Origin of the sequence: Sphingomonas sp. BK069 (genome assembly GCF_014193405.1) — a bacterium.
Classification (GTDB): Bacteria; Pseudomonadota; Alphaproteobacteria; order Sphingomonadales; family Sphingomonadaceae; genus Sphingomonas.
Genome location: NZ_JACHZH010000003.1, coordinates 101,540 through 113,953, shown reverse-complemented (window position 1 = coordinate 113,953; position 12,414 = coordinate 101,540). Strand labels below are relative to the sequence as shown.

The window sequence follows — 12,414 nt, the reverse complement described above, 5'->3', positions numbered from 1 at the left end:
CTCTCTCATCGACCCGATGCGCCGGTTTACGCCGGCACCTTGTCCTTGTTGTAGATCGCCGCGGCCTTGCGCAGGATCTCGAGGATCTTCTCCTGCGCCGCCGGCTCGTCGATCTGCTCCATCGCGGCGAGCTCGCGGGCGAGGCGGCTGCACGCGCCCTCGAAGATCTGGCGCTCGGAATAGCTCTGCTCGGGCTGGTCGTCGGCGCGGAACAGGTCGCGCACCACCTCGGCGATCGAGACGAGGTCGCCCGAGTTGATCTTCGCCTCATATTCCTGCGCGCGGCGCGACCACATCGTGCGCTTGACCTTGGGCTTGCCCTTCAGCGTCTCCATCGCCTCGCGCATCGTCTTGTCCGATGACAGCTTGCGCATGCCGACCGACTCGGCCTTGTTGGTGGGGACGCGCAGCGTCATGCGCTCCTTCTCGAACCGCAGCACGTACAGCTCCAGCTGCATGCCCGCGATCTCCTGTTTCTGCAGCTCGATCACACGGCCGACCCCGTGCTTGGGATAGACGACATAGTCACCGACATCGAAATGCAGAGCCTTGGCAGCCATAGGAGGCCTTTCCAATGTTAGGGCTCCCGCAGCCCGTTGCGACCCGCGCCGGCAAGCACCGCGGAACGGACTGACGAGGGGAGCAGAAGGTTTGACGTCTCCAGGGACGCGAGAACGAATGCGCCCGTGCCGGTCTCATATAGCAACTCGGCAACAAAATTTCCAGCCCCATTGGGGCAGGGAGGCTGACGCGAGGGAACCTTTTTACAGTTTCGCGTCACCCGGTGCGGCGAGATGACCCGTTCCGGTGCGATTGGAGCGTGGTCCGCCGAATCGGAAACACGAGCGTGCGCCTGCGCCAGCGCAGGGCCACGAACGCCGCGTCCGCTACCCCGAGGCTCCAGCTTTCGCGGGAAACCTTTGCAAAACCCACTCGTCATCCCGGACTTGGTCCGGGATCCACCGGGCCGCAAACACATAACGCGTTGCTTTCGCGGTGAAGTGGATCCCGGAACAAGTCCGGGATGACGGAAGAGGAGGAACGTTCCGCAACTTTCGCAAAGGTCCCGCTCTCGTCGGAGCACGCTCTCGCTACAATGGGTCAGACCCTAGCCGGCACTCGGCGGGCGGAAGAAGCCCGCCGGGAAGGGCGCCTGACGCGGCCCCTTCGGATCGCGCAGGTCGTTGCGCACGCCCGCGTCGGCGCTGAGCGGTATCGCCATGCCGCCGGTCGTCTCGAGCAGCGCGAACAGCTTGCCGCTCATCCGCGCGGCGAGGTCCTCGTGGCCGGGCCGCGCCAGCAGATTGTTGCTCTCGTGCGGGTCCGCGGCGAGGTCGTACAGCTCGTCGAGGTCCCAGATGCCGTGAAAGTGCATGTATTTGTAGCGATCCTCGCGGAGCGCGTGGACGGTCGGGGTCTGCGGGAAGTTGCGCTCCCAATAATATTCGTAGAGCAATTCACGCCGCCACGGCACCGCGCCGCCGCGGGCGAGCGGCAGCATGTTCGCGCCCGCCATGTCCGCGGGCGCGCACAGCCCGGCGGCGGCGAGCATGGTCGGCGCGACGTCGATGTTGGCGACCACCTGCTCGACCACGCTGCCCGCGGGAAACAGCGAGGGGCAGCGCGCCAGCATCGGCACGCGCATTGATTCCTCGTACGCGGCGCGCTTGTCGATCAGCCCGTGCTCGCCGAACATGAAGCCGTTGTCGCCCATGTAGAGGATCAGCGTATCGTCGAGCTCGCCGCGCTTCTCGAGCAGGTCCATGATCCGCGCCAGCCCCTCGTCGACCGCGAGCAACGTCTCCATGTAGCGCTTGTAATAGTCGCCGATGTCGAGCGTGCCGTGATAGGGGTAGCCGACGCCGTGCCAGCTGTTGCGCTGGTTCTCGACCCACATCGGCCGCCCCGCCACGCCCGGCTTCATCGACGCCGGGTAGCGGAAGGTCTCCTTGTCGTAGCGGCCCCTGTGGCGCTCGGCCGGGATGAACTCGGAGTGCACCGCCTTGTGCGCGAGGTGCATCATCCACGGCTTGCCCGTGGGCCGCTCGCCGAGCCAGTCGAGCGCGTACTCGGTCAGCTCGTCGGTGATATAGCCCTTCTGCGGCACCTTCCGCCCGTCGACGTTGAGCCCGTTCGCCTCGGGCAGATAGCTGCCCTGGCCGCGAAAGCTGACCCAGCGGTCGAAACCGGGCTGGGGCGAGTCGCCCTCCTCGCCCATGTGCCATTTGCCGATGAAGGCGGTGTCATAGCCGGCGGCCTGGAGGTACTCGGGGTAATAGACCAGCCCGGGCGGGATCGGGTGGTTGTTGTCCACCACCTTGTGCTGATGCGCGTACAGGCCGGTGAAGATCGAGGCGCGGCTCGGCGAGCAGAGGGCGGTGGTGACGAAGGCGTTGCGGAAATGCGTGCCCTCGCGCGCCAGCCGGTCGAGCGTCGGTGTGTCGCCGAAATCCTGTGCCTTCATGAAGCCCATCGCGTCGTAGCGATGGTCGTCGGTCAGCACGAAGAGGATGTTGCGCGGCTTCGTGCCGGGCACGCGCGCGAGCCGGCGCGAGCGGCGCGGCGCGGGCGTCGCCGCCTCCGCCGCGCTCGCCGCCCAGCTGTACAGTCCGAACGCGCCCCCGGTCCCAGCCAGCAATACGCCGCGTCGCGTTGCGTCGTCAGTCATCCTCAAAAATCCTTGCGCAGCAGTAGCCCGGCATAGCGCCGGTCATCGCGCGGCACGAACCGCACCGTGCCAGCGAACGAACCGTTGGCGAGGAAGCTGGCATAGGATTGGTCGGTGATGTTCTTGACGTAGGCGCGCAGCTGCCAGCCTTCGCCGGGGCGGATCAGCGCGACGCTGGCGTTCCAGATCGCATAGGCGGGCTGGATCGTGCTCGGCGTCTGGTTGAGCGAATATTGCGTCTTCGAGCTGAAGCTGACGTCGCTCTGCAGCTCCATCGACAGCGAGTCGCTCAGCGCGAAGCGATAGGCGGCGTTCTCGTACAGCTTCACGCGCGGCGCGAAGGGCAAAGGCTGGCCGTTGATGTTGCAGCTGGTTGGCGCACCGGGCGGGCAGAGGAAGTCGCGCACGGTGGCGTCGGTGAAGGCGCCCGAGAGGTCGACCGTCAGCCCCGCGGTCGGGCGCAGCGTCACGTCGGCCTCGACCCCGCGCGAGCGCACCGAGCCGGCGTTGATCAGCCGGGTAACCTGCGCGCCGTTGACCACGTCGTTGAAATTGGCCTGATAGCCGTCGAAGGTCGTGGTGTAGGCGGCGAGGCTGTAGCTCAGCGCGCGGTCGCCGGTGCTGCCCTTGAGCCCGATCTCGAACGAGTCGCTCGTCTCCGGGCTGAGCGGCAGCTCGTCCAGCAAGGTCGTCGCGTTGAGCGAGCGCATGTTGAAATAGACGTTGTACGCCGGGCCCTTGTAGCCGCGCGAGTAGGTGAAATAGGTCTGCGCGCGCGCGCCGAGATCGAGCTGGAGGCCGAGCCGGTAGCTGTCGCCGCGCCGGTCGGTGCTGCCGCTGGCGTTGTGATAGGCGCGGATCGCGGGGCGATCGAGCGCGGCCGCGCCGCTGTTGGTCGGGTCGTTGCTCGACGTGCGGACGTGGTAGAAGTCGAGCGTGTCCCAGGTCGAGCGATAGCCCGCGATCGCGCGGAAGGCCGCGCTGAAATTGACGTTGGCCTCGCCGAACAGAGCGTAATTGTGGCTGGTGATCCCGTAGTTGGCGACGCCTATGGTGGTGAGCGGCGCGCCCGCGGTCAGCGTGGTGAGCGTGCGCTGGTAGCGCTCGTCGGTCTCGCCGCGCAGGTAATAGGCGCCGACGACATAGTCGATCAGCCCGCCGCGCGGCGATGTGAGCCGCAGCTCCTGCGAGAATTGCTTGCTGTCCACCGTGCCGTCGTCAAGCCCCTGCGGGAAGGCGGTGCTCAGCCCGGTGAGACCGTCATAGTCCTGGCGCTGATGGTTGAGCCACTGGCGCCACGCGGTGATCGAGGTGACCTGATAGTCGCCCAGCCCGAGCTCGGCGGTGAGCGAGCCGCCGTAATTCTCGTCGCGCACGTCGGTGTCGATGTCGGTGGCGTTGGCCCGGTTGGTCGGCGAGGGGGTGATCCCCTGCGCGCCGAGCGCGGCGAGGAGCGGCGCGGAGGTCGTCACTGCGCGGCTCGGATAGGCGATCTGGCTCGCGGATGAGTAGACCGCCGCCACCGTCTCCTTCGTGTTGAGATAGTCGCCGATCGCGGTGAGCTTTAGCGTCTCGGTCGGGGTGGCGACCAGCTTGGCGCGCACACCGTAGCGGCGCGAGGCGTTGGTGTCGTTGCCGGTCACGACGTTGCGCGTGTTGCCGTCGAAATCGTCGTAGAGGCCGCCGATCAGCGCGGCGAGCTTGCCCGGGATCAGCGGTCCCGACACGCCCGCCTTGACCCGATACTCTTCGTCGGTGGTGGCGCCGAGCTCGCCGAAGGCCGCGAACGTGTCGCCAGGATCGCGCGTGACGATGTTGACCACGCCGGCCGAGGCGTTCTTGCCGAACAAGGTGCCCTGCGGCCCGCGCAGCACCTCGATCCGCTCGACCTCGCCGAGGTCGAGCGTGGCCTGGCCCGGGCGGGTCAGCACCACGCCGTCGAGCACGGTCGAGACCGAGGGCTCGACGCCGGGCGAGGTGGTGATCGTGCCGACGCCGCGGATGAAGATCGTGCGGTCCTTGTTCGACGCGCCGGTGCGGAAGTTGACCGAGGGGATTGCGGCGGTGATCGCCTGGACGTTGTTGAGCTGGCGCTCGGCAAGCGAGGCGCCGCTGAGCGCGGTGATCGCGATCGGCACCTGCTGGAGCGACTCGTTGCGGAACCGCGCGGTGACGACGACGTCGCCGTCGGCGGGGTTGGCAGGGGACGGCGCGGGCGTCGGGGTGGCGGCAGCGGTGTCCTGCGCCGGCGCGTCGGGCGCCTGCTGCGCGGTCGCGGGGAGTGCGACGGCGAGTCCCGCGGTGGTGGTGAGGAACGCGAACAGACGGCGACGGTGCATGGAAACTCCCCTCTACGATCAATGTGCTTGTAAAAGCCGAGTTCGTCGATGGGGAATAAAGAAGCGCATGCACCGCATGCATGCGGGCTTTAGTGCTGCGCGCTAGATCCTCCCCGCACGGCGGGGAGGGGGACCGCCGGCCGCAGGCCGGTGGTGGAGGGGGCTCTGCGCGGGCGAGTCGCTCAGTTGATCGCGTTCCTGGAAAGTAGCGCGCTTGCTGTGCGCAGCGAGCGTGGCGTTCGCGGAGACCCCCCTCCGTCAGCGCTGCGCGCTGCCACTGCCCCTTGCAGGGGAGGATCTCGCGTTTCGCCCGACGATCCGCTACTCCCCGTCCGGCCCCAGCGTCGGGTCGATATCCCGCGGGCGGACAAAGCGCGTCAGCGTCGCGCCGCCCTGCGCCACCGCGCGCCAATCAGTCGCCGCGAAGGTCATCTCGGCCAGCGTGGCAGTCGGATACTTCTCCTCCACCGCGTCGCGCAGCCCGCCCGGCGCGTCGGGCACCAGCGTGAGCACCAGTTCCGCCAACCCGGGATTGTGGCCGATCAGCAGCAGCGTCTCCGCCGCGTTGTCCTGCTCGTGCACCAGGTCGAGCAATGTCGCCGCCGAGGCGAGATACAACCGCCGATCCCACTCGGGCGCCAGCGCGCGGCCGAGCCCGCGCTCGAGCTCGCCGAGCGTCTCGCGCACGCGCACCGCGGGAGAGGCGAGCACGCGGTCGAAGTCGAGCCCGATCGCCCTGATCTCGCGCCCCATCGCCTGTGCGGCGCGGCGTCCCTTGCCGTTGAGCGGGCGGTCGAGGTCGCGCGGCACGGCATCGTCCCAGCCCGACTTGGCGTGGCGCAGCAGCGTCAGCGTCTTCATTCGGGCAGCTCCGCTCGGGCGTCGTCGAGGTCGGCCTCATGCCCGATCGGCCCCGCCGTGGAAAGCCGCTGCCGCACGCGATTCACCGCCTCGTCCAGCGGCACGCGGGACACTCTGACGCCTTGCGGGAAGGCGTCGAGCAGCCGCGACGGCATCGCCGCCGACAGCAGCACGAACATGCCGGCGTCGTCGCCGCGCCGGATCAGCCGCCCGAACGCCTGCGCCAGCCGCGCGCGCACGATGCGGTCGTCATAGGCGCTGCCGCCCCCGGCGAGCCGGCGGGCGGCGTGGAGCACGGTGGGCTTGGGCCAGGGCACGCCCTCCATCACCACCAGCCGCAGCGACTGGCCGGGCACGTCGACGCCGTCGCGCAGCGCGTCGGTGCCGAGCAGGCTGGCGTGGGGATCGTCGCGGAAGATGTCGACCAACGTGCCCGTGTCGATCGGGTCGACGTGCTGCGCGTGGAGCGGCAGCCCGGCGCGCGCGAGCCGGTCGGCGACGCGCGCGTGAACCGCGCGCAGCCGGCGGATCGCGGTGAACAGCCCGAGCGCGCCGCCGCCCGACGCCTCGATCAGCCGCGCATAGGCGTTGGCGAGCGCGGGCACGTCGCCGCGCTTGATATCGGTGACGATCACCACCTCGGCGTTGCGCGCATAGTCGAACGGGCTCGGCGCGGTGAAGCGGCCCGGCGCGCGCTGGAGGTGCGGCGCGCCGACGCGCGCCTCGGCGGTCTCCCAGTCGCCCCCTGCGGTCAGCGTCGCCGAGGTGACGAGCGCGCCGTGGGCGGGCTTGAGCACGGTCTCGGCGAAGGGCAGCGTCGGGTCGAGCCAGCGACGGTGCAGCCCGATGTCATATTCGCGCCCCTCGCCGCGCTCGACCGCGAGCCAGTCGACGTGGCGCGGGTCGGCCGGCCCGCCGACGCGCGCGAGCAGCGCCAGCCACGCCGCGACCGTCTCGGCGCGCCAGCCGAGCGAGGCGATCGCGCCCTCGACCCGCGCGCGCGCCGGCGCGTCCATCCAGTCGGGCGCGTCGGCGAGCACCGCCTCCAGCCTCTTGCCCAGCGCCACCATCGGCCGCACCAACGAATCAAGCGCGTGCGCGGCGGGTGCCGCGGCCTCGATCAACTCGGGGGTCGGTTCGGCTAGCTCGGTCTCCAGGCCGTAGCCCGCGTCGGCGTCCTGCTCGGCGCGCGCATAGGCGACGCCGCGCACCGCCGCGAGCAGCGTCTCGATCGCGCCGAACGGCTGCCCCTCGGCGACGCGCTGGAGCCAGCCGTCGGCGGCGAGCGCTCCCGCGGCGGCGACGATCTCGGTGATCGCGCGCGCGCCCTGCTCGTCGTAGCTGGCGAGGTCGGACAGTCGCGCTTGGAGCCCGCGCCGCCGCCCGCGCGCGTTGCCCTCCGGGCCGACGATCCAGCGGCGCAGCTCGATCGTCTCCTGCCCGGTCAGCGCGGTGCCGAACATCGCGTCGGCCGCGTCGAACAGATGATGCCCCTCGTCGAACACGTAGCGCGTCGGCCGCGTGGCGGTCTCGCGCCCGCGCGCGGCGTTGACCATCACGAGGGCATGGTTGGCGATCACGAGGTCGGCCTCGGCCGAGGCGCGCGCGGCGCGCTCGATGAAGCAGCGGCGGTAATGCGGGCAACCGGCGTAGACGCACTCGCCGCGCCGGTCGGTCAGCGCCGCCGAGCCGTTGCGGCGGAACAGCGTGACGAGCCAGCCGGGCAGGTCGCCCCCGACCATGTCGCCGTCGTCGCTATACGCCGCCCAGCGCGCCACCAGATGTGCCAGGATCGCGGCACGCCCGGCGAACCCGCCCTGGAGCGCGTCCTCGAGGTTGAGCAGGCAGAGGTAGTTCTCGCGCCCCTTGCGGGTCACCACGCGCGCCTTGCGCACCGCGCGATCGGGGTGGAGCCGCCGCGTCTCATGCCCCAGCTGGCGCTGGAGCGCCTTGGTGTAGGTGGAGATCCACACCGCGCCGCCGGCCTGCTCGGCCCACAGGCTCGCGGGAGCGAGATAGCCGAGCGTCTTGCCGATCCCGGTCCCCGCCTCGGCGAGCACCAGATTGGGCATGTCGCGCGCCATGCGCGGTGCGAAGGCGGCCGCGGCGGCGGCGGCATAGGCGCGCTGCCCGGTGCGCAGCTCGGCGCCGCTGCCGACGAGCGCCGCGAGCCGGTCGAGCACCGCGGCGTCGTCGAGCGTCACCGCGCGCGGCGCGGGGCGCGGCGCGGCCTCCTGCCACTCGGGCAGGCGCGAGAACAGCCAGCGCTCGTGCTGCGCCGGCTTGGCGATCCGCGGCGCGACGATCGGTGCCCAGGGCCAGCGCGCGCGGGTGAGCGACTGCGCCGCGGTCCAGGCGCCCTCGCGCTCGGGCCAGTCGCCCGCCTGCGTCACCGCGAGCAGCTTCTCGGCGGCCGCGGCGAGGAAGGCGGCGACGTCCTCGTCGCGCGCGGGGGCGTCGAGCCCGCTCACCTGCGCGATCCCGCGCGGGGTGGGCACCGCGAAGCGCGCGGGATGGAGGAAGGCGAACAGCTCGAGCAGGTCGAGCCCGGACAGCTCGGCATAGCCGAGCCGCTGCGCCACCAGCGGCGCGTTGAGCAGGATGACCGGCGTGTCGGCGGCGAGCCGGATCGCCTCGCCGCGCGACAGCGCGCGCGTCTCGCCGCCGCGCGCCACCCACACGCCCGAGTGGCTGGCATGGAGCGCGGGATGCGGCAGCGCGGGAAAGGGCGACGTCACGCTCCCGCTGTGCGCCACGCGGAACAGATCGGCAACCGCAAACACGGGACGGTGCCGAGGGTGAGGCGGAACGCGGTCGCGGGGACGAGGAGTTGGGGGACGTTCTCCGTCGGTCGTCCTTTACCGTGAGGAAGATCGCGAGGAGAAACGCTGCGATGAGTGGAGCCCCTTTGCCCCACTACCTGACCGTCATCCCGGACTTGTTCCGGGATCCACCCGTCCACGCACTCATCGGCCACTGAGAAGGCGGCGCGGTGGATCCCGGACCAATTCCGGAATGACGAACGGGTAGGGGGCGCTCGCGTCGGTGCCTGAGCTCGCCCGAGAGGCGCTCATTCACCCTATTGCTATCGCCTCGCAACTGCGGTGACTCACCCAGAAACGATAACCCCGGGGTGGATTCCCCGGCCGCAAGCGCCTAAGGCACGCTCCAGTCTAGTCTGTCCTGCTGTCTCGGAGACCGCGCATGAACATCCACGAATACCAGGCCAAGGAGCTGCTCGCGAAGTTCGGCGTGCCGGTGCCCGCGGGCTTCGCCGCGATGAGCGTGGAGGAGGCGGTCGCCGCGTCCAAGAAGCTGCCCGGGCCGCTCTACGTGGTCAAGGCGCAGATCCACGCCGGCGGGCGCGGCAAGGGCAAGTTCAAGGAGCTGCCGGCCGAGGCCAAGGGCGGTGTCCGCCTCGCCAAGACCGAGGAGGAGGTGCGCCACGCCGCCACCGAGATGCTCGGCAACACGCTGGTGACGATCCAGACCGGCGACGCCGGCAAGCAGGTCAACCGCCTCTACGTCACCGACGGCGTCGACATCGCCAAGGAATTCTACCTCGCGCTGCTGGTCGACCGCGCCACCGGCCGGGTCGCCTTCGTCGTCTCGACCGAGGGCGGCATGGACATCGAGACCGTCGCGCACGACACGCCCGAGAAGATCCACACCTTCGCGGTCGACCCGGCGACCGGTTTCCAGCCGCACCACGGCCGCGCCGTCGCGAACGCGCTCGGGCTCACCGGCGACCTCGCCAAGCAGGCGCACAGCCTAGCGGGCAAGGTGTACGACACCTTCCTCGGCACCGACGCCTCGCAGATCGAGATCAACCCGCTCGCGGTGACCGATGACAACAAGCTGATGGTGCTCGATGCCAAGGTCGGCTTCGACGGCAATGCGATGTTCCGCCACAAGGACCTCGCCGAGCTGCGCGACGAGACCGAGGAGGATCCGGCCGAGCTCGAGGCGTCCAAGTACGACCTCGCCTATATCAAGCTGGACGGCGACATCGGCTGCATGGTCAACGGCGCCGGCCTCGCCATGGCGACGATGGACATCATCAAGCTCAACGGCATGTTCCCCGCCAACTTCCTCGACGTCGGCGGCGGCGCGAGCAAGGAGAAGGTGACCGCGGCGTTCAAGATCATCCTTGCCGATCCCGCGGTGAAGGGCATCCTGGTCAACATCTTCGGCGGCATCATGAAGTGCGACATCATCGCCGAGGGCATCGTCGCCGCGGCGAAGGAAGTGAACCTGTCGGTGCCGCTGGTCGTCCGGCTCGAGGGCACCAATGTGGAGAAGGGCAAGGAGATCCTGTCCACCTCCGGCCTCGCGATCGTCCCCGCCAACGACCTGGGCGACGCCGCGCAGAAGATCGTCGCCGAGGTGAAGAAAGTCGCCTGAGGGGAGATGGGGCGGCGCCTGTTGGGGCCGCCCCTTTTTCTCTCGCGATCGTCACCCGGGTCCATACCGTTTTCCCGGCTCTCTGCCGTCATCCCGGACTTGGTCCGGGATCCACCCTTCCGCGCCCTCATCGGCCGCTGGGTATGTGGCACGGTGGATCCCGGACCAAGTCCGGGATGACGGTTGGGTATGAGCCAAGGCGTAGCGCGCTCCTGCGTCGTCTCTCCACCAGGACGTCGCCGATTGCCGCGGCACGACGCGAAAATCACCCACCCTCGCCACCATGTCCGCGCCCCGCGCGTTGACGCCGCAAACGCTGCCGCTACGGCAACCGCGCTTTCCGTACTGAACTTGCGAAAAGCGCGGAAAACCGCCATGTGGAGCCCATAACGGGGCCGCGAACGCGCGCCCCGACCGCAGGATCGGAAGGACGCTGATGAAGGTCTTGGTGCCGGTCAAGCGCGTGCTTGACTATAACGTGAAACCCCGTGTGAAGGCGGACGGCTCGGGCGTCGACCTCGCCAACGTCAAGATGAGCATGAACCCCTTCGACGAGATCGCGGTCGAGGAGGCGATCCGGCTCAAGGAGAAGGGGACCGTCACCGAGATCGTCGCGGTCTCGATCGGCGAGCCCAAGGCGCAGGACACGCTGCGCACCGCGCTGGCGATGGGCGCCGATCGCGCCATCCTCGTCACCAGCGACACCAAGGTCGAGCCGCTCGGCGTCGCCAAGATCCTTGCCAAGATCGTCGCGGAGGAGCAGCCGCAGCTCGTCATCCTCGGCAAGCAGGCGATCGACGACGACAACAACCAGACCGGCCAGATGCTGGCCGCGTTGCTCGGCTGGGGCCAGGCGACCTTCGCCTCCAAGGTGGAGCTGAGCGCCGAGGCGGTGACGGTGACGCGCGAGGTCGACGGCGGGCTCGAGACCGATCGCTACACGCTCCCCGCGATCGTGACGACCGACCTGCGCCTCAACGAGCCGCGCTACGCCTCGCTGCCCAACATCATGAAGGCCAAGTCGAAGCCGCTCGCGACCAAGACCGCCGCCGACATCGGCGTCGACGTCGCGCCGCGGCTCACCACGGTGAAGGTGGCCGAGCCGGCCAAGCGCACCGCGGGCGTCAAGGTCGCCGACGTCGACGAGCTGGCGGGCAAGCTCAAGTCGCTCGGCATCGCGAAGTAAGGGAGCGCAGCATGAAGACTCTGGTTTGGGTCGAGCACGACGGCCAGTCCGTCAAGGACGCCACGCTCAGCGCGGTGACCGCGGCGGCCAAGCTCGGCGAGGTCCACCTGCTGGTCGCAGGGCAGGGCGTCGACGGCGTCGCGCAGGCGGCCGCCAAGATCGCGGGCGTGGGCAAGGTTCATGTCGCTGACGACGCCGCCTATGCGCACCAGCTCGCCGAGAATGTCGCGCCGCTGGTGGTCGAGCTGATGGGGCACCACGACGCTTTCGTCGCCCCCGCCACCACCACCGGCAAGGCGATCGCGCCGCGCGTCGCCGCTCTGCTCGACGTCATGCAGATCAGCGACGTGCTGTCGGTCGAGGGCGAGGACACGTTCACCCGCCCGATCTACGCCGGCAATGCGATCGCCACGGTGCAGACGCGCGACGCCAAGAAGGTGCTGACGGTGCGCGGCACCGCCTTCGAGAAGGCGTCCCCCGAGGGCGGCAGCGGCACGATCGAGGCGGTGGCGGCCACCGGTGACACCGGGCTGGCGACCTTCGAGGGCGCGGAGATCGCGGCGCTGACCCGCCCCGAGCTGACCAGCGCGCGCGTGATCGTCTCGGGCGGGCGCGCGCTCGGCTCGGGCGAGAAGTTCCACGAGCTGATCGAGCCGCTCGCCGACAAGCTCGGCGCGGCGGTGGGCGCGAGCCGCGCCGCGGTCGACGCGGGCTATGTCCCCAACGACTATCAGGTCGGCCAGACCGGCAAGATCGTCGCGCCGGAGGTCTATGTCGCGGTCGGCATCTCGGGCGCGATCCAGCATCTCGCCGGGATGAAGGATTCCAAGATCATCGTCGCGATCAACAAGGACGAGGACGCGCCGATCTTCCAGGTCGCCGACGTCGGCCTGGTCGGCGACCTGTTCAAGATCGTCCCGGAGCTCACCGAGAAGCTGTGAGACGCGTAAGATCCT

General features: G+C 69.7%; 8 protein-coding genes. 3 read left to right on the top strand and 5 right to left on the bottom strand.

Features of this window, described 5'->3' with window-relative positions; genetic code table 11:
• Positions 1-26 precede the first annotated feature (26 nt).
• The 5 genes from FHY02_RS11800 to FHY02_RS11780 all read right to left on the bottom strand — a co-directional run bounded on the left by FHY02_RS11800 (position 27) and on the right by FHY02_RS11780 (position 8,606).
• Positions 27-560, bottom strand: a complete 534-nt coding sequence (locus FHY02_RS11800; protein WP_132908544.1) for a CarD family transcriptional regulator — start codon at positions 558-560, stop codon at positions 27-29.
• A gap of 548 nt (positions 561-1,108) precedes the next feature.
• Entirely contained in the window at positions 1,109-2,668 is a 1,560-nt protein-coding gene (locus FHY02_RS11795) for a sulfatase (RefSeq protein WP_183922240.1), read from the bottom strand.
• Between the two features lie 2 nt (positions 2,669-2,670).
• Positions 2,671-5,007 (bottom strand): TonB-dependent receptor, encoded by a 2,337-nt coding sequence (locus FHY02_RS11790; RefSeq protein ID WP_183922239.1) that lies wholly within the window; start codon positions 5,005-5,007, stop codon positions 2,671-2,673.
• Between the two features lie 321 nt (positions 5,008-5,328).
• Entirely contained in the window at positions 5,329-5,868 is a 540-nt protein-coding gene (locus FHY02_RS11785) for a histidine phosphatase family protein (protein ID WP_183922237.1), read from the bottom strand.
• Positions 5,865-8,606 (bottom strand): ATP-dependent DNA helicase, encoded by a 2,742-nt coding sequence (locus FHY02_RS11780; RefSeq protein WP_183922235.1) that lies wholly within the window; start codon positions 8,604-8,606, stop codon positions 5,865-5,867. The genes FHY02_RS11785 and FHY02_RS11780 overlap by 4 nt, the downstream gene beginning before the upstream one ends.
• Positions 8,607-9,072: 466 nt before the next feature.
• On the opposite strand from FHY02_RS11780, the gene sucC reads away from it, so the two are divergent.
• From sucC to FHY02_RS11765, 3 genes are all read left to right on the top strand, one after another.
• Positions 9,073-10,272 (top strand): ADP-forming succinate--CoA ligase subunit beta, encoded by a 1,200-nt coding sequence (gene sucC, locus FHY02_RS11775; RefSeq protein ID WP_183922233.1) that lies wholly within the window; start codon positions 9,073-9,075, stop codon positions 10,270-10,272.
• A 436-nt stretch (positions 10,273-10,708) separates the two neighbouring features.
• Positions 10,709-11,458, top strand: coding sequence for an electron transfer flavoprotein subunit beta/FixA family protein (locus FHY02_RS11770; protein WP_183922231.1), 750 nt, complete (start codon positions 10,709-10,711; stop codon positions 11,456-11,458).
• An 11-nt stretch (positions 11,459-11,469) separates the two neighbouring features.
• A complete protein-coding gene (locus tag FHY02_RS11765; RefSeq protein WP_183922229.1) occupies positions 11,470-12,399 on the top strand; it encodes an electron transfer flavoprotein subunit alpha/FixB family protein in 930 nt (309 codons plus the stop codon).
• Positions 12,400-12,414 lie beyond the last annotated feature (15 nt).